The 23,307-nt window shown below is 48.3% G+C and carries 20 protein-coding genes; 19 read left to right on the top strand and 1 reads right to left on the bottom strand.

What is annotated here, in order from left to right; all coding sequences use genetic code 11:
- The first annotated feature begins 64 nt into the window (after positions 1-64).
- From HP568_RS00595 to HP568_RS00580, 4 genes are all read left to right on the top strand, one after another.
- Positions 65-2,791 carry a lipase/acyltransferase domain-containing protein gene (locus HP568_RS00595; protein ID WP_254550986.1) on the top strand — a complete coding sequence of 909 codons (2,727 nt, stop codon included), beginning with the start codon at positions 65-67 and terminating at the stop codon, positions 2,789-2,791.
- Between the two features lie 26 nt (positions 2,792-2,817).
- Entirely contained in the window at positions 2,818-3,150 is a 333-nt protein-coding gene (locus HP568_RS00590) for a hypothetical protein (RefSeq protein WP_173628031.1), read from the top strand.
- 83 nt (positions 3,151-3,233) lie between these two features.
- Positions 3,234-3,731: a YwhD family protein gene (locus tag HP568_RS00585; RefSeq protein ID WP_173628030.1), complete on the top strand. Its 498-nt coding sequence runs from the start codon at positions 3,234-3,236 to the stop codon at positions 3,729-3,731.
- Between the two features lie 238 nt (positions 3,732-3,969).
- A complete protein-coding gene (locus HP568_RS00580) occupies positions 3,970-4,227 on the top strand; it encodes a hypothetical protein (RefSeq protein WP_048035133.1) in 258 nt (85 codons plus the stop codon).
- Between the two features lie 51 nt (positions 4,228-4,278).
- On the opposite strand, the gene HP568_RS00575 is transcribed toward HP568_RS00580, so the two are convergent.
- Positions 4,279-6,330, bottom strand: a complete 2,052-nt coding sequence (locus HP568_RS00575; protein ID WP_173628029.1) for a transglycosylase domain-containing protein — start codon at positions 6,328-6,330, stop codon at positions 4,279-4,281.
- Between the two features lie 196 nt (positions 6,331-6,526).
- Here HP568_RS00575 and speE point away from each other — a divergent pair, with 196 nt between their 5' ends.
- The 15 genes from speE to HP568_RS00500 all read left to right on the top strand — a co-directional run bounded on the left by speE (position 6,527) and on the right by HP568_RS00500 (position 23,226).
- Positions 6,527-7,360: a polyamine aminopropyltransferase gene (gene speE / locus HP568_RS00570; protein WP_026043396.1), complete on the top strand. Its 834-nt coding sequence runs from the start codon at positions 6,527-6,529 to the stop codon at positions 7,358-7,360.
- A gap of 19 nt (positions 7,361-7,379) precedes the next feature.
- Positions 7,380-8,249 carry an agmatinase gene (speB, locus tag HP568_RS00565; protein WP_048035131.1) on the top strand — a complete coding sequence of 290 codons (870 nt, stop codon included), beginning with the start codon at positions 7,380-7,382 and terminating at the stop codon, positions 8,247-8,249.
- Positions 8,250-8,429: 180 nt separating this feature from the next.
- On the top strand, positions 8,430-9,671 hold the full coding sequence (locus HP568_RS00560; protein WP_173628027.1) for an MFS transporter: 1,242 nt from the start codon (positions 8,430-8,432) through the stop codon (positions 9,669-9,671).
- A 58-nt stretch (positions 9,672-9,729) separates the two neighbouring features.
- On the top strand, positions 9,730-10,143 hold the full coding sequence (locus HP568_RS00555; RefSeq protein ID WP_173628026.1) for a YwiB family protein: 414 nt from the start codon (positions 9,730-9,732) through the stop codon (positions 10,141-10,143).
- 74 nt (positions 10,144-10,217) lie between these two features.
- Positions 10,218-10,610 carry a membrane protein gene (locus tag HP568_RS00550; RefSeq protein ID WP_048035128.1) on the top strand — a complete coding sequence of 131 codons (393 nt, stop codon included), beginning with the start codon at positions 10,218-10,220 and terminating at the stop codon, positions 10,608-10,610.
- Between the two features lie 77 nt (positions 10,611-10,687).
- Positions 10,688-12,106: a sigma-54 interaction domain-containing protein gene (locus HP568_RS00545; RefSeq protein WP_173628128.1), complete on the top strand. Its 1,419-nt coding sequence runs from the start codon at positions 10,688-10,690 to the stop codon at positions 12,104-12,106.
- Positions 12,107-12,270: 164 nt separating this feature from the next.
- Positions 12,271-13,635, top strand: coding sequence for a lysine 2,3-aminomutase (gene kamA / locus HP568_RS00540; protein ID WP_048035126.1), 1,365 nt, complete (start codon positions 12,271-12,273; stop codon positions 13,633-13,635).
- 269 nt (positions 13,636-13,904) lie between these two features.
- Positions 13,905-15,980, top strand: coding sequence for a heterodisulfide reductase-related iron-sulfur binding cluster (locus HP568_RS00535; RefSeq protein WP_048035125.1), 2,076 nt, complete (start codon positions 13,905-13,907; stop codon positions 15,978-15,980).
- Positions 15,981-16,095: 115 nt separating this feature from the next.
- On the top strand, positions 16,096-16,635 hold the full coding sequence (locus HP568_RS00530) for a sigma-70 family RNA polymerase sigma factor (RefSeq protein WP_048035124.1): 540 nt from the start codon (positions 16,096-16,098) through the stop codon (positions 16,633-16,635).
- Positions 16,632-17,783 carry a hypothetical protein gene (locus HP568_RS00525; RefSeq protein WP_173628024.1) on the top strand — a complete coding sequence of 384 codons (1,152 nt, stop codon included), beginning with the start codon at positions 16,632-16,634 and terminating at the stop codon, positions 17,781-17,783. The genes HP568_RS00530 and HP568_RS00525 overlap by 4 nt, the downstream gene beginning before the upstream one ends.
- 54 nt (positions 17,784-17,837) lie before the next feature.
- Positions 17,838-18,431, top strand: a complete 594-nt coding sequence (locus HP568_RS00520; RefSeq protein ID WP_053079645.1) for a hypothetical protein — start codon at positions 17,838-17,840, stop codon at positions 18,429-18,431.
- Between the two features lie 215 nt (positions 18,432-18,646).
- Complete coding sequence (locus tag HP568_RS00515; protein ID WP_048035122.1) at positions 18,647-19,825, top strand: acetyl-CoA C-acetyltransferase; 1,179 nt, start codon at positions 18,647-18,649, stop codon at positions 19,823-19,825.
- Positions 19,826-19,840: 15 nt separating this feature from the next.
- Positions 19,841-20,692, top strand: coding sequence for a 3-hydroxybutyryl-CoA dehydrogenase (locus HP568_RS00510; protein WP_048035121.1), 852 nt, complete (start codon positions 19,841-19,843; stop codon positions 20,690-20,692).
- Positions 20,693-20,905: 213 nt separating this feature from the next.
- Positions 20,906-22,051 carry an acyl-CoA dehydrogenase gene (locus tag HP568_RS00505; RefSeq protein ID WP_173628022.1) on the top strand — a complete coding sequence of 382 codons (1,146 nt, stop codon included), beginning with the start codon at positions 20,906-20,908 and terminating at the stop codon, positions 22,049-22,051.
- 32 nt (positions 22,052-22,083) lie between these two features.
- A complete protein-coding gene (locus HP568_RS00500) occupies positions 22,084-23,226 on the top strand; it encodes an acyl-CoA dehydrogenase (protein ID WP_048035119.1) in 1,143 nt (380 codons plus the stop codon).
- Positions 23,227-23,307 lie beyond the last annotated feature (81 nt).

The following is a 23,307-nucleotide window of genomic DNA, read 5'->3' as shown; positions in this document are numbered from 1 at the left end:
GGGGATTTTTGTGGGAATAATCACGCGGCGGTTGCTATGTGTACTTCTCCTATTCACTTTATGCTTGGGAAATACAGTGGAACAGGGCTGGGCAAAAGAACGGGAGATATTCGTAGAGGAGGTATGGGCATGGATCGACGAGGGAGAGGTGCGTTTTCAGGCACAATTATCGGGTACTCCGGATAAAGTCGAGCTGTCTGTCAAACAGGACAGCGACAGCAAGACTCGTTCTTTTCACGAGGAGTCTCAGATTTCCCTCGCTGTAATGCCTATGGATGATAGTCCTATCCAGATAACGATGTTCATCGATGATTCAGAAGAGGCCTTACGTAGCTGGGAGCTATCGTTGTCTGAACACATCGAGCCGACTGTAGATAAAATAAAAATCAAAAAGGCGCCCTGGAATGAAATGGCTGCCGATCAGGAAGAACCGCTAGAGTTGATCGAACGAGAGATCGAAGACCAAAACGAAGCTCCATCAGAAGAGGCAGAGCAAGAACAGGATGCCACCGACGAAGAGCTTTCGCGGCTGGCAGAGGAATTTTATGGACATTTTTCAGGCGAGAATAAGCCAGGAGAAGCAGAACTGCGCAATAGAGAAGCTCGCTTTGAGGTAGAACCGAATGACACCTTGGGCAGCAAGTCGGACTGGCTATTTGACGGAAAGGACAGCCATGGAAAGATTAGCAGTAAAGATGATGTGGATTTTTGGAAAATCAGAGGAACAACAAATGGTCAGATGAATATATCCCTCACAGATATTCGGGCAAACGAAGATTACGATTTGTATGTGTACGATGAAGAGGAACAGGAGCTCGCTCGTTCAGAGCAGCATGGAAATGAGCCTGAGCTAATCGAGGGACTGGCACTGGAAAAAGACAAATGGTACTACATCAAGGTCGTTGGAAAGCAGGGCTCGTATTCGAAAGATTACTACTACCGCCTTCGAGCTGATTTTTCCACGGATCAAGGAGGAGGCGAGGCAGATGAATATGAGCCGAATGACACAATGGAAGCGGCCTACGAGCTGGATGCGTATAACCGAAATATCGTAGGAAATCTTCATTCAAAGACGGATGTGGATTTTTACAGCTTATCCTTTACGCTCTCCTCCACTGTGGAGGTCTCTCTCAAGGATATCCCTACTGGAATGGATATGGATGTATTTCTGCTCGACGAGGCTGGAAAAGTAGTCGCCAAATCCGAGAAAGCGAAGAACTCGGATGAACATATTATTTTCAATGCCTATCCTGGAACCTACAAAGTCAAGGTCATGGCCAGCAAACGCTCGGGATTTACCGCTAACTCGTACAGTCTTTATATAGGAGACAGAACGATCCCAGTTATCTTAATCCCGGGAGTAGGTGGATCGCGACTCGAAGTAGAGCAGAATGGAAAGAGATCAGAAATATGGTTGGGACTTGGCGATAGTCTCATTGGTATTAATGATCCCAAACACCGCAGGCTACTCTCTCTGGAGCCAATCAAGCCAAATAGTGTAGATGTACAGCCAGTCGTCCGTGATGTGACGATCCACCCGGAAAAAGACGATTTTTACGCCATCGAGTATCTTTCCTATGCACCGTTTTTAAAAGAACTTACCGAACAGTATTACAGCATGGTAAAGGAACTGGAGAAGGCGGGATACAAAAAGCACCGTACCTTGTTTGCACTGCCGTACGATTGGCGGTACAGCAGCACCAAAAATGCCAAACTTCTAAAAGAAGAAATCGACGCTGCACTGAAGGCAAGTGGGGCAAATCAGGTGCATTTGGTGGCACATAGCATGGGTGGGCTCTTGGTAAAAGAAACACTTCTATCCAATGTGTCCTACCAGCGTAAAGTGAATCGTGTCGTGTATATGGGCACACCCTTCCTTGGCTCTCCACGGGCATATCAGGCTCTTAAGCACGGATACAATTTTTCGATCCCTTGGCTGGATGAGGAAACAGGGAAAGTGATTTCCTCTTATGCACCTGCCGTCTACGAGCTGCTACCCTCCAGAAAATACTTTGAAACGGTTGGCTTCCTGAAAAAGAGTAATATTCAGTACTACACCTACGACGAATTTTTAAAGGACAAAAATATTCGCCTCGACTATGCGCCACTTGTCAGGCATGGCGGCAAGATGCATGAAAAGTGGGATAACAAAACGATCAATGTTCCACAATATTCCATCGTAGGTACAGGTCAAGTAACACTGCTCGGCTACTTTTATGATTCTTTTTATGACGAATGGTCCCCGATTCTCGATCCTGGCGTAGGGGACGGTACCGTTCCGTATATGAGTGCCAATTACGCCCAGAAGGATATGAAAAAACGATACTACGTGAAAGGCGAACACGCCAAGCTGCCGACCATACCAGAAGTCATCGACCAAGTAACGCGATTGCTACAGGGAGATGAGGAATTACAATCAGGATTACGCAATGCACCAGACCAAAATGCTGACTACCTGTATTACATCATTGCACAAGATGACAAAAGCTTTCCTGAAGTAACGATAAACAAATCCGGACAGACCTTTACACTCGACGCCAATAAAAAAGAAGTACGGGAAGACCTGTCTATTGAATATCATGATCGCATCGTTGTCATCCATGTTCGAGATGGTGAAGACCTGGAATTCCAGCCTCCTGTAGCAGTAGAGGGAGAAGCGTCAGCGCGCTTTCTGATCAAGCGTTTCTCGTCAGATGATTCGGAGCGTTACAAAGAAACAGGCAGACATTACGTGCTCGATGAGCGTGGACTGGCAGAGGTAGAAGAATCTACGGATCCCAATGTTCAGTAGTCACCAAAAACAAAGGGTGTAAGACAATGGATGATAATTGGATTGTCTGGTTCATACTCGGTCCATTCGTATTTTCATTGATGTTTGCGGGACCTTTGATCGGTTTGCTCATCGCCGCTTTCATTCGCTTCACGCTAGGCTTTCGAGGCTGGTTGATCTTTCTAAGTGTTCTTTTTATCAGCTTTGTGTACTACTTGTTTATTGTTCCCTCTGACACGAGGCTAGGTGAAATGTTTGTCATGAAGGTTGCCATGGCGGTCCATACAGCCATCGTAACGATCCTGATCATGTGGGGCATCGAAAAACTCATCCAGCTCGTAAACAACAAACAAAACACCCAAAAGCCCACAGATAAATAACTGGGCACATAGGCAAATTGCGTCACAGCACGTTTTTCGAGTAGAATAAAAGGAAGGAGAATGATTGTCTGGAGGTTATTCAAATGGATATTTTTGATAATAAAAAAGGCGGTTTTACCATCATGAGTGGAAAAACCGATGTACACGGTGGTTTTGGTCAAGGTGTACTCGACCTGAATGCTGTGTCCTCGGTCATTATCGATGGGGACGAAGCGTACATTGACATGGGTGCCTTGCATGCCAAAAGTTCTGTAGAAAAGGGCATCAAATGGACGACGAATAAAGAAGAAGTACCAAATGGAAAGCCATATTGGCTCGTTTGGGTAACCGTCGATCGCAATGAAGCTGGTCCTTATTATGCAGGAGCAACCGCTTGCTATATGGAAATCGATAGGGAAGCTCGTCGGGGCTTCAAAATTTTGGCGGATCACGTGAATCGCATGGATTACTCCATGAAGAGACGTATTATGCTGTCCGATCTATCCGAGAAGGAAAAAGCCGCTCTGAAAAAGCTTTTGATTGATAATAACGCGGATATGTATGAGAATTCCACTGAGGAATTAAAGCAAAATTTGTCCTAAAGTTGGAAATCGTGAACGGTCTGTGAACAAATCGTGAAATCAATTGTTCACACAATTGAAGTCAGGTAAACTTATTTCCATATCTGTGTACATGTACACTAGGTCAACAAACAGGGAGAGAGCCGTCACTCTTTCCCTGTTTGTGTATATAATTTCTTTTGTTGATCATAGTTTTTGGGATATCGCGGAACACTAATGAGGATTGAACCAAACTGTTTGACGGAAGGGGCGGTACCCATTGGGAGAAGATCTCCGTGGTAATGAACAATCGCATGATCATTTTGTGAAGCACGGTGGCGTCCATTTCCGCACACACGTGACTCCGACCGAGATAAACAACTTTGTACGCAAGCTCCCAGCTGGAAAAAGGGACAGCTTGTTTGAAGTATTGGAACAGCTTGATCATGCAGGTCTGATTACGATCGTCAACGACCATGTTTTTGCCGATGGAGATGGAGTCGTGGGCGGCGGGGACAATCAGAGCACGCAAGGTTAATAGGCATACCAAAAAGGACGTACTCGCTGAAGAGGAACGTCCTTTTTTTCTTTATTGATTTGGTTTCCACCAACTGCCCATACGCTGCCAGAAGGTCGAAGAATCTGGCGGCTTTAAAGGTGTCGGTGTCTCATTTTTCGGGATGTGATCCGTGCAGTAATCTTGAGGCTCTGTTCCGCTGGCGAAATAAAAGAGCTGTGGATTCGGACAATGCTCGGTCGCCAGTTTTCCAGAAGCGGGATCGATATAGACAGAAACAACACCAGCAGGCATGTCAAAGAGTGCAGGGGGCTGACCTTTGAGCGCACTTTCCATGAACTGGGCCCAGATTTTTTTGGACAGATAGCCTTCCTTTACATCATCGACCTTTTGGTTTTTGTCGTAACCTACCCATACGGTTGACACCAGCTGCGGAGTGAACCCACTCAGCCAAGCGTCATAATCCGTAGATCCTGTTTTCCCCGCTACAGGTCGGTTCATTTCACCAGCAACGCGATATCCCGTACCCCCTTGTTCAAATACACTTTGCATCATATTCACTAAGAGGGCAGATGCAACAGGATCGGCTACCGGTGTTTTTTCTGGTTTTTCTTCAACCAAAATGTTACCCTCGCTATCCTCGATGGATGTAATGGCAATGGGCTTCACTGCTTGTCCCTTGTTGACGATGGCTGCATAAGCTGCGTTTAACTCCAAGGGAGAGACGGGTGAAGTTCCCAGTGCCAGAGAGGGAACTGCTTGCATCGAGCTTGTGATACCTAATTGCTTTGCCTGTTCAACTACTTTTTGCGGACTGAGAAAATCAATGGTCTTGACAGCATAAATGTTGTCGGAGGTTTTGATTGCTTCACGCATGTTGATCAGTGCGTTTGCATATTTTCCACCAAAATTGCCAGGGATGTACTGCTTATTGTTATCGTAGGTAAAAACGGTTGGTTCGCTTTTCATCAAAGTGAGCGGTGTATAGCCGTTTTGCAAGGCTGACAAATACATGATCGGCTTGAAGGAGGAACCGGGCTGCCTCTTGCCAAGTACGCGGTTGAACTGACTCACCTTGTAGTCACGTCCACCTACCATCGCTTTGATATAGCCGGTAGAAGGGTCCATGGCGACGAGGGCTACCTGCAAATTCGGATTATTCTTCGGTAAGACGGAGGCGACAATATCCTCGGCCTTTTTTTGTACGACTGGATCAAGGGTCGTATGGATTTTTAGACCGCCATGAATAAATTTTTCTTCGTCAATGCCATATTTGTTTTTTACCAAATTGGCGATGTAATCGCGGAAATAAGGAGCTGGCTCAGTGACATTCTCGTTTGTTCGCTGTTTTAGCTTGATTGGTTCTGCGTAGGCTTGCTCTACTTCCTTCGATGTCAGTAGATTGTCGCGCTCCATGGCATTTAAAATGAGCTTTTGTCTGGCTTTGGCTCGTTCCAAATCGACAAATGGTGAATAATAAGTTGGACCCTTAGGGATGCCTGCCAGCATGGCGCTCTCTGCAATCGTCAAATCTTTGGCGTCCTTGCCAAAATAGGTTTGGGCAGCAGCTTGTACGCCATAAGCTGAATGACCATAATAAATCTGATTCACGTACATTTCTAATATTTCATCCTTGCTGTAATTCAGCTCAAGCTGAATCGAAAGCAAGGCTTCTTTGATTTTTCGTTCCCATGTCTTGTCCAAGCTGAGATACAGATTTCTCGCCAATTGTTGGGTGATGGTGCTGGCACCTTGACGCATGTCCATGTTAATGACATCGACATAAGCGGCCATGGCCAACCGTTTCCAATCAAAGCCAAAATGCTCGCGGAACGAACGGTCCTCGATAGCGATAGTCGCATCAAGCAATGCGGGTGAAATCTCTGCAAGTGGCACAGAAATCCGGTTCTCGCCACGGTGCATCGTATCCAAAACCTCTCCATTGGAAGCGTAAATTGTCGTGGTTTGCTTCACAAACATTTCCGGGAGTGGTTGTGAGCGTAAGTACAAAATGAGTAGCAAGATGGCAAAAGAGAAACATAATAGGCTGAGAATGGTAAATTTTACGAATTTCTTAGCCCAACGCAAATAGCGCAGCAATGGGGCTTCGCGAATGACTTCCATGTGTGCCTCTCCTCCTTTCTGCGGTTGAATCAATAAAATAGGACATACTACGTTACTAGTAGTATGTGTCGCTTGCAAGCTGGTTAAACTTTCCTTGCTAGAAAAATATCTTGCAATTTGGAAGACAGCTACTATAATTTTCTTGTTATATTGTATTTTCATGCGGTTAATTGAAGGAGGTTACATAGCCATGAACATGGAATTGTGGTACACCGAAAAACAGACGGAAAATCACGGGATAACAACGAAAATTACAGAAACCCTATACAGTGAGAAATCCGAGTTTCAACAAATCGACGTAATTAATACGAAGCAGTTTGGTCGCATGTTAGTGCTCGACGGCATGGTTATGACTACCGATGTCGATGAGTTTGTCTACCATGAAATGATTTCTCATATCGCGTTGAATACGCATCCAAACCCGAAAAAGGTTCTGGTTGTAGGCGGCGGCGATGGCGGTGCTATTCGTGAAATCGTAAAGCACGCGTCTGTAGAAAAAGCAGTTCTGGCTGAAATCGACGGTGGCGTCATTGAGTCTTGCAAAAAATATTTCCCTGAGATTGCGAGTGCATTGACAGGCAATCCGCGTGTAGATGTACAGGTAATCGATGGTATCAAACATATTCATGACCACAAAGGTGAGTACGATGTGATCATGGTTGACTCTACAGAGCCAGTAGGACCTGCTGTAGGTCTGTTCGAAAAAGGTTTCTACCAAGGCATTCACGATGCTTTGAAACCAGATGGTATCATGGTTGCTCAAACAGAATCTCCTTGGTTCAACCGTGAACTGATCAAGCGCGTGTTCAAAGACCTGAAATCGATCTTCCCGGTTACTCGTCTCTACACGTGCAGCATTCCTACTTATCCATCCGGACTGTGGAGCTTCACCATCGCATCCAAGCAACACGATCCGTTGGAAGTAGATCCAGCGAAAATCAAAGATTTGGGCACCAAATACTACAATGCGGAAGTTCACCACGCTGCTTTCAAACTGCCTAACTTTGTGGCTGAGCTGACCCGCGACTAATCGGGGGAGAATTACACCTATGCGTTTTGACGAAGCATACTCTGGAAATGTCTTTATCCGTAGTCACGGGAATTACGAAGAAAGCCAAGCGGTTATTTACGGTATGCCGATGGACTGGACAGTGAGCTTCCGTCCGGGTTCTCGTTTTGGCCCTTCCCGTATTCGTGAGGTTTCTATCGGTCTGGAAGAGTACAGCCCGTACTTGGACAGGCTGTTGGAAGACATCAAATACTTTGATGCTGGCGATATTCCTCTTCCTTTTGGAAACGTGGAAGGTAGCCTGGATGCGATCCGTACATTCGTGGCAAAAGTATTGGCAGATGGCAAATTCCCATTGGGTCTGGGCGGAGAGCACTTGGTTTCCTGGCCAGTATTCCAAGCGGTTTATGAAAAGTACAAGGATATGGTCGTATTCCACTTTGACGCGCATACGGACCTGCGTGACAACTACGAGGGATACGAATACTCCCACTCCACCCCGATCAAAAAGGTATGCAACCTGATCGGCGGTAAAAATGTATACTCTTTCGGAATCCGCAGCGGGATGAAGGACGAGTTTGAGTGGGCAAAAGAAAACATGCATCTGTACAAATACGATGTACTGGAGCCAGTGAAGCAAGTGCTGCCTACCATCGGCAACCGTCCGATCTACCTGTCGATTGACATCGATGTATTGGACCCTGCGCACGCTCCAGGAACAGGTACAACAGAAGCAGGCGGCATCACGTCTCGTGAGCTGCTGGATACCATTCACTTCATGGCAAACAACGGTGCGAATGTCATCGGTTGTGACCTGGTGGAGGTTGCTCCTGTGTATGACCACAGTGAAATGACGCAAATCGCAGCGTCCAAAATCGTTCGCGAGCTGCTCTTGAGCTTTGTAAAATAAGATATCTGAGTAAATAAGCCTCCGGTTTTGCGAAAGAACCGGGGGCTTTTCTTATTGGTGGGAAACGTTCAATTCAATTAATAAACATTTTAGTTTACAAAGTATAAAATTGTCAGTACAATCATAATAGTGAGATGATTTAAGAGTCGATGGAGGTTTTCTTACAAAGGAGTTGTCTACATGAGAGAAGTATTTGCCTACGCACCATTTCGAAAGCTGTTCTTTTCCAATCTGTTCTCCGGGTTTGGGCAAGGCATGACGATGATCGGGATTGCCTGGTTCCTCGTGGAAACGACAGGCTCTGCTCAACTTTTGGGCTCCACCATGTTTACTTCTGCGGTACTGATGTTTTTCATTGGGCCATATATCGGGACGCTCATCGATCGGTATTCCCGCAAAAAAATGCTTCTAATCGAAAATTTGATCGGATTTGGCGTACTTGGCATGCTCGCGATCTGGGGCTTTTTTGGAGAGTACACTGAGTGGATGCTGATTGTGATCTATTTGACGACGACTTTTATGTATCAGATTCATTACCCGACGCAGTCCGCACTGGTTCAGGAGACGTTTGAGCCCAAGCATTACAACAGCATCAATAGTCTGCTCGAGATCGAAGGGCAGACGGCATCCGTTCTTGCTGGCGCATTTGCGGGGATTTTACTTAGCTCCTACGGGCTGCATGTGGTCATCATCTTTAATGCGATTACCTACTTGTTCGCCTTTACCTTGCTGTCTACCATGACGTATACCTTCACGCTGGAAAAAGAGGCGAAGCAAAACCAGGGTGTCGCGTGGACGATGCAGTTGATGGAAAGCTGGCGGTACATACGGCAAAAGAAAGGTTTCCTGCTGTTTGGCATATCTGCACTCATGCCCTTCATTGCTGTTATGGCGACGAACCTATTAAAGCCGGTTTACATAAGCCAAACGTTGCAGGAGGGTGTCTCGGTTTATTCGCTAGGAGAGGTCACGTATGCAATGGGGGCCGTGGCAGCAGGTTTACTCGTTGCGATCGTCGTGCGCAAGATGGGGCAGTTGGCAGCCATGATCAGCAATACGTTGTTGTTCGCGATTGCGATTGTCGTCATGATTGCTTTGCCGTATGGCTGGGCGCTGATTGCGGCGTACACGTTTTACGGGTGGAGTAACGCTTCTGTGCGCTTGATTCGGCAATCGCTCTATATGACAGTTGTGCCGAAGCATCAGATGGGGCGTGTTATGAGCTTTTTCAACTCAATCGGCATGATGATGCGTTTGGTCCTGATCGGTTTGTTTACGGCTATGATTGATTACACGGGGGCAGGAGTTGGGTACTTGGTGTTGGCGGGTCTGCTGTTGCTTGCGGCGATCGGGATTGCTGCTACCATGAGATACCTGCTGGCTGATGCCAAAGCTGAGGCGGCGGTTGCCACACAAGAGTGATGAAGGGTAGAATGTAGGGATAAATGGGAAGCGAAAGAAAGTGGAGTGTGGAAGCAGTATGCAAGACATACAAGTAAAATTGACGGCACGACATCATGTCGATGGCAACTGGGAAGAAACGGCCCACAGCTATGAAGGCAAGCGCGTACAAAAAGCATCCGCGTGGTACTTGACCTACAAAGAGCAGATGGAGGGCGTAGGCGAAGTAAGCACGACACTGAAGCTGACAGATACCTCCATTACGCTGGTTCGTCAGGGCGGAGTTTCAACCAGACAGCAATTCGAAAAAGGAGCCAGCACCCATTCTACCTATCGAAGTCCGTATGGTCCGTTTGCCATGGAGACGCATACGAACAAGCTGCGAATTCGCTATGAAGCAGAGGTTCCTGTACAGGTAGAAATCGCGTACCAGCTATGGATGAATGAGCAGTACGCTGGTGAGCATGAGCTGAAAATAGAGCTAGGAAAATAAGCCGCCCTTTGCAAGGGCGGTTTTTTGCACGTACAATAGGATTACTTGCGGCTGAAGTGAAAGGGGGATACAGCATGTTTGTACTCGCAAATGGACTAATAGCCGGTCTGGGTCTTGCTGCTTTTTTGGCGCTCGGAGATGGCTTGTTTGATACCAATACCTTTCCCGTTTTAATTGATGTCAGCTATGTACCGGGCATGGAAAACCTGCCCTCTATAGTAGAACTATTGATTCATCTGCTGATTAGTGTGATCGTCGCCTTTTTTCTCATGCACTTTTACCCGCGGGAACGAAAAGCCCGATCGGTACGATACTTGCTGTACTGGATGCTCGGTTTTTCTATTGCGTTTTTCCCATTTAGCCTGTTGAGTCAATCCGCGATGAGTTTGACGGCGTTTTTCATCTGGGTATTGGGACATTTACTGTATACCGGAATGCTTGCCATTCAGGTAGGGCGTAATCGATAATCTCGTAAAAGTGCCGAATATTCGGCGAAGTGATGATTTTTTGGCAGCATGGATGGAAGGAAGGAGTGAAAGCCAGGATGCCGTTGTCAGATACGGTAGAAATGTTGCAGGCGATCTTGGGTGCTATCGATGAAGGAATTCACGTTGTGGACGCAAATGGCATTACGATTTTCTACAATCACGTCGCAGCCAAGCTCGATGGACTGACCTCAGAAGAGGTGTTGGGGAAGCCATTGTTGGAGGTTTTTCCTTCACTTGATCGACAGTCGAGTACTCTGCTTCGTGTTATCGATAGTGGCGAATCAATTTACAACCAGACACAGACATATAAGAACTGGAAGGGAATGCGTGTGGAGACAATCAACACGACACTTCCGGTGAGAGTAGGCAAACGGTTAGTCGGGGCAGTCGAGGTGGCGAAGGATATCGGCAAGCTAAAAGAACTGTCGGAGCGCTTGGTCGATCTTCAGGCCAAGATTAGCAAGCCGAAACGAACAAAACGCCCAGTGGATGAAACCACTTTCCATTTCGAAGATATTTTGACGATGAGTGAAAAAATGAAGCGCCTCAAAGAACGCGCTCGAAAAGCTGCGCGGACAACTTCTCCCGTGTTGATATACGGCGAAACCGGGACGGGAAAAGAACTGTTTGTCCAATCTATTCACCACGCGTCTGTCCGCAGCAGTAAGCCGTTTATCGCGCAAAACTGTGCCGCGCTGCCGGCTGCGCTGCTCGAAAGCTTGCTGTTTGGCACGACAAAAGGAAGCTTCACGGGAGCCGATGATCGGCCAGGGTTATTCGAGCTGGCGGATGGAGGTACTCTATTTCTGGATGAACTGAACAGTATGCCGCTCGATTTGCAAGCAAAGCTACTGCGAGTCCTCCAGGACGGGCAGATCAGACGGATCGGCGGGAGCCAATCGACCAAAGTGGACGTACGGGTAATCGCCGCAGTCAACGAAGCACCGTACTCACTCGTGGAGCGAGGAATCATGCGAACCGACCTGTACTACCGGATCAACGTCGTCTCTTTTGAACTGCCTCCATTGCGTGAGCGCAGAGAAGATGTGGATATGCTGATCGATCATTTCTTGCAAAAGTTCAACCGGATTTTCGGTATGAATGTGCGTGGAATCAGCAGTGAAGTGGCACGTTTGTTTGCTGCGTATGATTGGCCGGGCAACGTACGTGAACTGGAACATGTCATAGAAGCAGCCATGAATATGGTGGAGTCGGACATCATTTTGCTGGATCATCTCCCGGCACACTTGCTGGAACGCTCGCAGTCTGAGAAAAATGAAGCGCCCATTTCGGCTCAACTCCTGTCAAAGGAAGGCTGTACGCTGCCCGAAATTTTACGTGAGGTAGAGGAAAAGGTGATCAGAGATGCGATGCAGCAAACGGACGGCAATGTACTTCGTGCCGCCAAGCTCCTGGGCATACCAAGACAGACGCTGCAATACAAGCTCTCGCAGCGGATGATCCCTCCCTGTTGAGTGCTGAAAATTCGGCAGACTTATGAAGGTTCAAAAGGGAAGGAAGCGATCACGAAACGCTCTATTCCTTATTTTCTAAATCTTTTGATTTGTTGGCATGGCACTTGCATCTCTTGTTGGTTGAGTGAAACGAAGAGGTTCACCATAAGACGAGAGGAGACGGGATGCACATGACAGTAGCGACAAAACGCGATTGGCGTTCGATAGAACTTTGGAAGGATGTCACGGATGAACAATGGAATGACTGGATGTGGCAGCTTACGCACACCATCAAGACGGTCGATGATTTGAAGCAGGTAATCAACCTGACACCGGAAGAGGAAGAGGGCGTACGTATTTCTACGCAAACGATTCCACTCAACATCACTCCGTACTATGCTCATCTGATGGACCCAGACGATCCAAGCGATCCGGTTCGCATGCAGTCTGTACCGTTGTCCTCTGAGATGGTTCGAACCAAATACGACATGGAAGACCCACTCCACGAGGATACGGATTCTCCTGTACCTGGTCTGACGCATCGTTATCCAGATCGCGTGCTTTTCCTGGTGACGAACCAATGCTCCATGTACTGCCGTTACTGTACGCGCCGCCGCTTCTCCGGTCAGATCGGAATGGGCGTGCCAAAGAAACAGCTGGATGCCTGTATCGATTACATCCGCTCAAGACCAGAAGTCCGCGATGTACTGCTCTCCGGTGGAGACGGTCTGTTGATCAACGACCGCGTACTGGAGTACATCATCAGCAGCCTGCGCGACATCCCGCATGTTGAAATTATTCGGATCGGTACGCGTGCTCCCGTTGTATTCCCGCAGCGCATTACCGAAAACCTGTGCAATATCCTGAAAAAGTACCATCCAGTTTGGCTCAATACACATTTCAACCATCCAAAAGAAATTACACCGGAAGCGAAGCTGGCTTGCGAGATGCTCGCCAATGCTGGTGTTCCGCTCGGCAACCAGGCAGTTATTTTGGCCGGTATCAACGATTGTGCGAATACGATGAAAAAGCTGGTGCAGGACCTGGTGAAAATCCGCGTTCGCCCGTATTACATCTATCAATGCGACCTGTCAGAGGGAATCGGACACTTCCGCGCGCCTGTCAGCAAAGGGATCGAAATCATTGAGCACCTGCGCGGCCATACTTCCGGCTATGCAGTGCCGACCTTTGTAGTAGACGCTCCGCATGGCGGAGGCAAAATTCCTGTCAGCCCGAACTACATCATTTCGCAAGCATCTGATAAAGTTGTGCTGCGTAATTTTGAAGGCGTGATCACGTCCTATCCAGAGCCGAAGCAATACCACGAGCACGACGAGGAAAACTGCGAATACTGTAAGGCTGCAAAAGGCAAAGCAGTTGGCATCGCAGCACTCATGCAAGACGAGGTAGACAATCTGGAGCCGACTGATCTGCCGCGCAACAAGCGCATCAAAGCAACCAAGGTCAAATCACTCGCAGATGTACGTTCAGAGCAAAAGGCCAAGAAAGAACAGACCACTGCCGAGACGAAGGAAGCTTCAGGAAAATAATCAGGATCAACAGCTACCCGTAAGAAGGTAGCTGTTCTTTTTTTTCGTAAGAATATTTCCAACTCTTCGAAGAGGATGGATGATTCGCAACTTGTGTGATAATATCGAGTTGTGCCCATTATGAGCGCTCGCTCAGTATCGTTTCATTTTTCGAAAAAAATAAACAGACTGACTGAATACTCATTCATTTATTTCCATGATTCTGATAAGATAGAAAAAACGATTTCCACGTCCAAAGAAAAAACTCGCAATAGAGGGGAGTAGAAAACATGCTGGCACTTATTAATTTGATCGCCTTTTTCCTGGTTCTCGCTTACGGGCTATATTTAGCCGGGCATGTCGTGTACAGCAGATACTTGTTTATCAAGCTGGGGAAAAAGCCGGATGTGAAAAATGACTTTGGGGCACGCATCAATCTGATGCTGGACAACGTCATTTTCCACAAGAAGCTGCTGAAGGACAAGAAGAGCGGCGTGATGCACGTCGTGATGTTTTACGGCTTTATCACCCTGCAATTCGGAGCCATCGAGCTGATTATCAAAGGGCTTTCGAAAGGCTATGAGCTTCCTTTTGGTAGCGCTCACAAGTACTTCTCCGTCATGCAGGAGATCACCACGTTTCTCATCTTGGCTGCGGTCGGCTACGCTTTTTACCGCCGCTATATCGAAAAGCTCAAGCGTCTGAAGCGAGGCTTCAAATCGGGGCTGGTACTCTTGCTGATTTCCTCCCTGATGGCGACTGTGTTGCTCTCGCTTGCTTTTGAACAAATTTGGCTCGGACATGATCCATCGGCGTTCGCTCCGATCTCATCAGTTTTCGCGATTGTCTTCTCTGCGATTGGGGTAGGGCCAACGGGTGCAGCGGTAGGCTTTTATGTTTTCTGGTGGCTGCATCTGATCATCTTGCTCGGCTTTGCGGTGTATGTGCCGCAGTCCAAGCACGCGCATTTGTTGTTTGCACCTGTCAACGTGTGGTTCAAAAAGCTGGACCCGCCAGGCAAGCTGACCAGCATTAACTTCGAGGACGAGACGCAGGAAGAATTCGGTGTCGGCAAAATCGAGGATTTTACGCAAACGCAGCTCATCGACCTGTACGCTTGTGTGGAGTGCGGCCGTTGCACGAATATGTGCCCGGCCTCGGGAACGGGAAAAATGCTCTCCCCAATGGATCTGATTACGAAAATGCGCGACCATTTGACCGAAAAAGGTGCGTCGGTGACATCGCGTACGCCATGGATGCCGAGCTTCGCTTTTTCGCAGACGACTGCCAACCAGATTGCGTTCCAAGCATCTGAAGTAGCGGCGACGGCGGAAGGAGCAACCACGGTCTATGAGAAAAGCTTGATCGGCGATGTCATTACTGAGCAGGAGCTGTGGGCTTGTACGACCTGTCGCAACTGTGAAGACCAATGCCCGGTGATGAACGAGCATGTAGATAAAATCATCGATATGCGCCGATACCTGGTCATGACAGAAGGAAGCATGCCAGCAGAAGCGCAGCGTGCCTTGAACAATATCGAGCGTCAGGGTAACCCGTGGGGAATCAACCGCAAAGACCGGACAAAATGGATTGAAGGGCTGAATGGTGAGTACGAGGTGCCAACTGTGAAGCAGGTCGAGGAATTCGAGTACTTGTTCTGGGTAGGCTCGATGGGATCGTTTGACTTGCGCAGCCAAAAAATTTCGCAGGCATTTGTAAAGCTCATGCACGAAGCAGGCGTGAAGTTCGCCATTCTGGGCAACGAGGAAAAGAACTCTGGCGATACGGCTCGCCGCATTGGGAACGAGTTCTTGTTCCAGCAGCTCGCCCAAGAAAATATCGCCTTGTTTGAAGCGTATGAAGTCAAAAAAATCGTTACCTGCGACCCGCATGCTTTCAATACGTTTAAAAACGAGTACCCGGAGTTTGGGTTGAATGCAGAGGTGTACCACCACTCCGAACTGTTGGCAGAGTGGGTGAAGGATGGCAAATTGAAGCCAACCAAGGAAGTCAAAGAGCGCATCACCTACCACGATTCCTGCTACTTGGGCCGCTACAACGAAATTTACGACAAGCCACGCGTGATCCTCGAAGCCATTCCTGGCGTAGAGGTAGTCGAAATGAAGCGAAGCGGCTGCGACAGTATGTGCTGCGGAGCGGGCGGCGGCTTGATGTGGATGGAGGAGCATGAGGGCTCTCGTGTCAACGTCACACGCACGGAGCAAGCTCTGGAGGTCAAGCCGACGGAAATTGCCAGTGCATGCCCATACTGCCTGACGATGATGAACGACGGAATCAAGACCAAAGAGCAGGAAGATCACGTCAAAACACGCGACGTCGCGGAAATTCTCGCAGACGCCATCTAGGTTCATACCATGCGCAAGTCTCGGTGCTAATCAAGCGACGAGGCTTGCGCATTATTTTTTTGCAAAAAAACTGTAAGATAATGGAGCCAGCTGAATCAAAAAGAGTGGGAAGGGAGTGAGGAAGCTGGAGCTTGCAGAGAAAAGTTTAACGAAAACAAAAGAAGCATTATTTGATGAATTGATCCGGCACTATTTGAAAAAGGTGCTGCGACTGGTGTATTTGATGGTCAAGGATCGCAGTCTTGCTGAGGATATTACGCAGGAAGTGTTCCTGTTGGCTTACAAAAACTTGGGGAAATTCCGCCAAGAAAGCTCGATGCAAACATGGGTGTACCGCATTGCCGTCAACGAAGCGAAAAAACATCTACGTTCGTGGTCGTTCCGTCACTTGTTTTTCAAATCGGAAGTGGACATAGAGGTAGTCGAGGGGGCAGAGTCGGCCGTTTTGCAAAATGACCTTCGTACTCGTTTTGCCCGTCTGGTCATGGAGCTGCCGAACAGCTATCGCCAGATGATTGTTCTCCACTACTACGAGGAATTGTCCGTAGAGGAAATTGCGGTCATTTTGGAAATGACTACAGGAGCGGTCTACACAAAAATGCACCGTGCACGTCAAAAGCTCAAAGCGCTGATGGAAACGGAGGGGATCGAATGAACCTGGACAAATTGCTGGCGGAGTTCAAGGAAACGGCAGATCAGACTCTGCTGCGTGAAATAAATGATACGTCAAAGCTGGAGGAGCAGATTCGGATAAGTATCAAGGAAAAACGCAAAAAAAGGTTTCCATTCACCTACCCGCTCAGTGCTGCGGTTGTCGCAGTTGTACTTGTCGCTGCCCCTTACTGGTTGCAAAAGGAAGGTACGAGTATACTCCCTGAGAAGGGAACATCTATTCAGGAAACTTCTGCCCAGCCAAGTATGAATCAAAAGCCGGCTGCCAACTCAGATGCCCGTGCGTTAGACGATCAGAAGATTAAGGAAACAGCAGAGAAGATTTTCGGAATCTTGCATGTTGGCATGACACAAGATCAAGTCAAAGAAAAGCTGCAGTTTCCTCATATCGTTATCGACGAGTATGGCGGAAGCGGGGACGATTACTCGGATGAGTACTGGGGCTACAACATTTTTGCAAAAGAAGGGTACCAGCGAAAAGAGGACTGGGTATTGGAAGAGAAAGAAGGTTTGCTGAATAGAGACTTGGGTTTGGAACTGTTGATTTTTTGGAGGGATAAAAAGGTCAATGGCTATGGCTTAAGCTATGTTCAAGGTAAAGAGATTCATAGCTTTGGCTTAAACAGATCCGGGACCTATTCTGAAAGCATCTCGAAAGGGACCTCAAATTCCAACGAAGAGTACAACGATACACCGGACCCCTCAACCCTATTTGATTTAAAAGACGATGAAAAGGAGCAGCGTTATTTTGCTTATATGGAAATGGAAGAGAAAAATGATGAGTTATGGCGTGGGCTGTCTCCGATTGATATTTTGAAGCTTTACGTGCAAGCACAGAAAGATGATGAGCTTGAAATCATGTACGCCTTGCACAATAACGATGATGGAGTCGAAAAGCCCACACTTGAGCAGTTTTTGGAGGAAATAAAGAAAGATCCGATAGGCGCACGAAATAGTGCGAGGCATTTAAACAAATTGCTTGAGCAAGGAAGCAGCATGTCGATTGAGAATATCTCTGCAAAGGAAGCGGTTGTCTGGATTTCGTTTAAGGACAACATTGAGAAGGTCGGCTATCGCATGGAGAAAAACAAAAAGGGAATCTGGAAAGTCGGTTGGAGAGCTTTGCAATAATAGAGGCTAGATGTGTTGTGAAGACACGTAAAAGGACAATAGGAGTGGATACAGTTGAAACGAAGAATCACAGGGATCACCATTGCGGTTGCAGCAGGCTTAATCGTCGGAGGTTGCTACTCCTCTAGTTCGAGTGCAGCTACCGAGCCTACACAGCCGCCAGTTGTAGAGCAAAAACAAGCGGAAGCAGAGCCTAAAGTCATTCTCGATGAAAAATTTCTGAAGTCTCTTGAAAAGAACGAAATAAACGGCTTTCCTATCGCAATCGGCATGAAAAAGGAAGAGGTCATTTCCCTTTATGGAAAAGTCACCAAAGAGGATTTCTGGAATGGTGGGATCTATCACGATTTTGAAAAGCTGAAAGGCGGATCTGTCCTCTTCGACGGGAAGGATCGTGTATACGGGATCGAGTTAGCAGCGCAACATCTGAGCGAAATGAATCTGGGATCGATCATCAAGAAAGTGGGCAAACCTTCAGAGCAAGGGTGGAGCGATCTCAGGGAGGAGTATGTTATTTATTATGAAGCGGCAGATAACCTCGTCTATATTTATGCAGCGGACGAGAAGCTTCCTGCGGGAAAAGTCAGAAATGCAGACAGAATCCAAATCATCAACAAAAAAATGTACGATGAAGCACCCCCAGAGTAAACGTAAAAAAGCCAGTAAGAAGGCTTGCCAACGATAGTTGAATAAAGAGGCTCCAGGAAGTCAATCAAAACTCGACTTTTTGGACGCCTTCTTTTTTTCATTATTGATTGACTATTCGTACGGAAGACGGCAAAATAAAAGTATGCAAAATGAACGAACGCTCGATCAATTTAGTTTTTGTTGATGTGAAATATCATCCGAATGGAGGTCATTCGATGAAAACGGTCATTGTAGGGGCAGCGCGTACCCCGTTTGGTAAGTTTGGCGGAGCTTTGAAAGCGCTATCGGCAGTGGAACTCGGTTCCATTGTAATCAAGGAAGCAGTAGAACGCGCTGGCATTTCCGGCGATCAGGTGGACGAAGTGATCATGGGTATGGTTTTGCAGGCAGGTGCGGGTCAGGTGCCCTCACGCCAGGCGGCTCGCAAGGCTGGTTTGCCGTGGAATGTAGCGAGTGAGACGATCAACAAAGTATGTGCGTCCGGGATGCGTGCAGTGACGATGGGGGATCAGATCATTCGTGCAGGGGACGGAGAAATCATCGTCGCGGGCGGCATGGAGAGCATGAGCAACGCACCGTATGCATTGCCGGATGCACGTAACGGAATGCGGATGGGAGATTCGACCGTTCGCGATCTCATGATGTACGACGGCCTCACTTGCCCGTTTCATCAAGTGGCGATGGCTGTTCATGGCAGCAATGTGGCGGAAGAGAACGGGATTACGCGAGAAGAGCAGGATGCGTGGGCGCTGCGCAGCCAGCAGAGAGCCGCACAAGCGATGGAAAAAGGACTTTTTGCCGACGAGCTCGTCTCGGTTTCCATTCCGCAAAGAAAAGGGGAGCCACTGCAAGTAACCGTCGATGAAGGACCACGTCCGGATACCACCGAGGAAGGATTGGCGAAGCTGCCACCCGTGTACAAAAAGGACGGAACAATCACGGCAGGCAATGCGCCGGGAATCAACGACGGAGCGGCAGCAATGGTGCTGATGTCAGACGCGAAAGCACAGCAGTTGGGCATCAAGCCACTTGCGACGATACTGGGACACGCCGCGGTCGGCGCAGAGGCTCCTTATATCGCGACAACTCCGGGGCTTGCGATCAACAAGCTCTTGGAAAAGACAGGTGTCTCGCTTTCGGAGATCGATCTATTTGAGGTAAACGAAGCATTTGCCGCAGTGATTTTGACCAGTGGCAAAATCGTTGGCTGGGACGCAGAGAAAGTGAATGTAAACGGGGGAGCGATTGCGTTCGGACACCCGATTGGCGCGAGTGGCGCTCGGATCATTATGCACCTCGCCTATGAATTGAAAAGACGAGGCGGCGGCTTAGGGATCGCGGCAATTTGCAGTGGTGCCGCACAGGGTGACGCTATCTTGATTAAAGTAGAGTAAGGGAGGCCTTTTTGCATGAACGTACAAACGATTATGGTCATCGGAGCAGGACAGATGGGCAGCGGAATTGCCCAAGTAGCGGCGCAGGCTGGCTTTCGCGTTTATTTAAACGACGTCCAGCAAGCATTTGTGGAACGCGGCCTGGCTACGATTACGAAAAACTTGTCGCGCAACGTGGAAAAAGGCAAGCTCAGCGAAGCGGAAAAAGAAACGATTCTCGGTCGTTTGACACTGTCTACTGATCTGGCAGATGCGTCTGATGCAGATTTTGTGGTAGAAGCAGTGACAGAAAACATGGCGGTCAAAACGCAAATCTTTTCCAAGCTGGATGAGGTATGTCCGCCGCATACGGTGCTCGCGAGCAATACATCCTCCCTGCCAATTACAGAGATTGCCGCAGTTACGAAGCGTCCGGAAAAAGTGATCGGGATGCATTTTATGAACCCCGTTCCCGTGATGAAGCTGGTTGAGATCATTCGTGGGCTGCAAACATCCGATGAGGTCTATCAGTTGACAGAAGATTTGTCCAAACAAATGAGCAAGGTACCCGTGAGCGTAAACGATTTCCCTGGTTTTGTGTCCAATCGGGTACTGATGCCAATGCTGAATGAAGCGATTTATTGCGTGTACGAAGGAGTTGCAACACCGGAAGCGATTGATGAAGTCATGAAGCTGGGCATGAACCATCCGATGGGGCCGCTTCAGTTGGCCGATTTCATCGGGCTGGACACTTGCCTCTACATTATGGAGGTACTGCACGAAGGGTTCGGTGATTCGAAATACCGCCCATGCCCATTGCTGCGCAAGTACGTCAAAGCAGGTTGGCTAGGCAAAAAATCCGGTCGTGGTTTCTACGTGTACAACTAGGCAAGGTAGTTCAAAAAGTCATCTTTTGATCACGAAGTAGTACTGAAAGCGTATGCGACGTCGAAAGTGGCGTACACCTTCGAAGTCCGGTGCTCATGTAGTTCTCTACATTCCGCTCCTCCTTCTTCAGGTTCTCGCCACTTTCTCGGTGCTGAATTGACGACTTTTTGAACTTTTGCTAGAGAGGACTTTTCGCAGAAAGGTAGGACGGACATGGATTTCCGATTGAACGAAGAGCAAGAGATGATGCGCCGCATGGTGCGAGACTTTGCCCAGAAAGAGATCGCCCCTTTCGTCCCGGTGATGGAAGAGACGGACCAGTTCCCGCGTCAGATCCTGAAAAAGATGGGCGAGATGGGGCTCATGGGCATTCCGATCGCCGAAGAGTGGGGAGGAGCAGGAGCGGACTTTATTTCCTACATTTTGGCCATTCACGAGATTTCCAAGGTGAGTGCGACAGTAGGCGTCATTTTGTCCGTGCATACCTCCGTCGGGACGAACCCGATTCTCTACTTCGGTACCGAGGAGCAAAAACGCAAATACGTGACGAAGCTTGCAAGTGGTGAATACCTCGGGGCTTTTGCCTTGACCGAGCCGCATGCAGGTTCTGATGCGAGCAGTATACGAACCACAGCCGTGAAAAAAGGCGACGAGTACATCCTGAACGGAAACAAAGTGTTCATCACGAACGGCGGAGAAGCAGATACGTATATCGCGTTTGCCGTAACTGACTCTACAAAGGGAACCAAGGGAATATCGGCCTTTATCGTAGACAAGGATACACCGGGCTTCTCGGTTGGGAAAAAGGAAAAAAAGATGGGACTGCACGGTTCCTACACGACAGAGCTCGTATTCGACAATGCGCGTGTGCCGGTTGCCAACCTGCTGGGGCAGGAAGGGGAAGGCTTCTGTATCGCGATGGCGAATCTGGATTCCGGACGAATCGGGATTGCTGCACAAGCCCTTGGCATTGCCGAAGCCGCAGTCCAGTACGCGACAGAGTATGCGCGGGAACGCAAGCAGTTCGGACAATCGATTGGCAAGCAGCAAGCCATCGCCTTCAAGCTGGCTGATATGGCGACGAAAGCAGAAGTAGCCCGGTTGCTGGTATACCGAGCGGCGTGGCTGCGCAGTCAAGGAATCGCTTGTGGAATGGAAGCCTCGATGGCAAAACGCGTTGCCACAGACTCAGCGATGGAGCTCGCCACAGAAGCCGTGCAAATCTTTGGCGGCTATGGCTACACCAGAGAATATCCGGTTGAGCGTCTATTCCGGGATGCGAAAGTAACGCAAATCTATGAGGGCACCAACGAAATTCAGCGAATCGTTATCGCTAAGCATTTGCTTGCTGATTCATAGAAAGATGAAAAACACATGGGGGAGTGATTCATATGAATTTCCAACTGACCGAAGAACATGACATGATGCGCAAAATGATTCGCGACTTTGCAGAGAATCAAGTAGCTCCGACAGCAGCCGAGCGCGATGAAGAAGAGTGCTTTGATCGTTCTATTTTTGAGCAAATGGCTGAGCTTGGACTGACAGGCATTCCTTGGCCGGAACAATACGGCGGAGCAGGTGCAGATTACCTGAGCTACGTCATTGCAGTGGAAGAACTCTCCCGTGTGGATGCCTCCATCGGTGTGACACTGTCCGCACATGTTTCCTTGGCGAGCTGGCCGATTTACAAATTCGGGACAGAGGAGCAAAAGCAAAAGTTTTTGCGTCCATTGGCAGAGGGCAAGAAGATGGGGGCGTACTGTTTGACCGAGGCGGGATCTGGCTCTGATTCTGCAGGAATGCGCACGACAGCCGTACGCGATGGCGATCACTACATTTTAAATGGCACCAAAATTTTCATTACCAATGCAGGCGAAGCAGAAATCTACATCGTATTCGCGGTCACCCAACCAGAGCTGAAGCACAAAGGCATTACGGCTTTCATCGTTGAAAAAGGCACGGACGGCTTCACGATGGGGAAAAAGGAGAAAAAGCTGGGTATCCGTTCCTCGCCAACACTTGCGGTCAATTTTGAAGATGTGCGCGTGCCGGTAGAAAATAGGCTGGGCGAAGAAGGACAAGGGTTCAAGATCGCGATGATGACATTGGACGGAGGAAGAAACGGTATCGCCGCTCAAGCATTGGGAATTGCACAAGGTGCGTACGAGCATGCGCGGAACTATGCCAAAGAACGCAGTCAGTTTGGCAAACCAATCGCTTCCTTGCAGGCAATCCAGTTCAAATTGGCAGACATGGCTACCAAGATCGAGGCATCCCGTTTGCTTACTTACCAAGCAGCGTGGCTGGAGGACCAAGGTCTACCATATGGCAAAGCATCTGCGATGTCCAAAGTATTTGCAGGGGATACAGCAATGGAAGTAACAACTGAGGCTGTTCAGGTTTTCGGTGGTTACGGCTACACGCGGGAGTATCCTGTGGAGCGCTTCATGCGTGATGCCAAAATTACACAAATCTATGAAGGAACAAATGAAATCCAACGTGTCGTGATCAGCAATTTCCTGCTAAAAGAGTAGGAAGCTGTCCCGTCTTCCAACACGATTACACACATAGAAAAGAAAAGTTTGGCTTTGTGCTCTTACTCGCGTATAATGATC

It is taken from the genome of Brevibacillus sp. MS2.2 (assembly GCF_013284345.1).
GTDB lineage: Bacteria > Bacillota > Bacilli > Brevibacillales > Brevibacillaceae > Brevibacillus > Brevibacillus brevis_C.
The sequence above is the reverse complement of the archived record's forward strand: the minus strand, read 5'-3'. Positions and strand labels throughout refer to the sequence as shown.

Bases quoted from the DNA above. Each gene is read 5' to 3' on its own strand.
- HP568_RS00590 (WP_173628031.1), top strand. From the start codon at position 2,818: ATGGATGATAATTGGATTGTCTGGTTCATACTCGGTCCATTCGTATTT.
- HP568_RS00585 (WP_173628030.1), top strand. From the start codon at position 3,234: ATGGATATTTTTGATAATAAAAAAGGCGGTTTTACCATCATGAGTGGA.
- HP568_RS00575 (WP_173628029.1), bottom strand. From the start codon at position 6,330: ATGGAAGTCATTCGCGAAGCCCCATTGCTGCGCTATTTGCGTTGGGCT.
- speE (WP_026043396.1), top strand. From the start codon at position 6,527: ATGGAATTGTGGTACACCGAAAAACAGACGGAAAATCACGGGATAACA.
- speB (WP_048035131.1), top strand. From the start codon at position 7,380: ATGCGTTTTGACGAAGCATACTCTGGAAATGTCTTTATCCGTAGTCAC.
- HP568_RS00560 (WP_173628027.1), top strand. From the start codon at position 8,430: ATGAGAGAAGTATTTGCCTACGCACCATTTCGAAAGCTGTTCTTTTCC.
- HP568_RS00555 (WP_173628026.1), top strand. From the start codon at position 9,730: ATGCAAGACATACAAGTAAAATTGACGGCACGACATCATGTCGATGGC.
- HP568_RS00550 (WP_048035128.1), top strand. From the start codon at position 10,218: ATGTTTGTACTCGCAAATGGACTAATAGCCGGTCTGGGTCTTGCTGCT.
- HP568_RS00545 (WP_173628128.1), top strand. From the start codon at position 10,688: ATGCCGTTGTCAGATACGGTAGAAATGTTGCAGGCGATCTTGGGTGCT.
- kamA (WP_048035126.1), top strand. From the start codon at position 12,271: ATGCACATGACAGTAGCGACAAAACGCGATTGGCGTTCGATAGAACTT.
- HP568_RS00535 (WP_048035125.1), top strand. From the start codon at position 13,905: ATGCTGGCACTTATTAATTTGATCGCCTTTTTCCTGGTTCTCGCTTAC.
- HP568_RS00525 (WP_173628024.1), top strand. From the start codon at position 16,632: ATGAACCTGGACAAATTGCTGGCGGAGTTCAAGGAAACGGCAGATCAG.
- HP568_RS00515 (WP_048035122.1), top strand. From the start codon at position 18,647: ATGAAAACGGTCATTGTAGGGGCAGCGCGTACCCCGTTTGGTAAGTTT.
- HP568_RS00510 (WP_048035121.1), top strand. From the start codon at position 19,841: ATGAACGTACAAACGATTATGGTCATCGGAGCAGGACAGATGGGCAGC.
- HP568_RS00505 (WP_173628022.1), top strand. From the start codon at position 20,906: ATGGATTTCCGATTGAACGAAGAGCAAGAGATGATGCGCCGCATGGTG.
- HP568_RS00500 (WP_048035119.1), top strand. From the start codon at position 22,084: ATGAATTTCCAACTGACCGAAGAACATGACATGATGCGCAAAATGATT.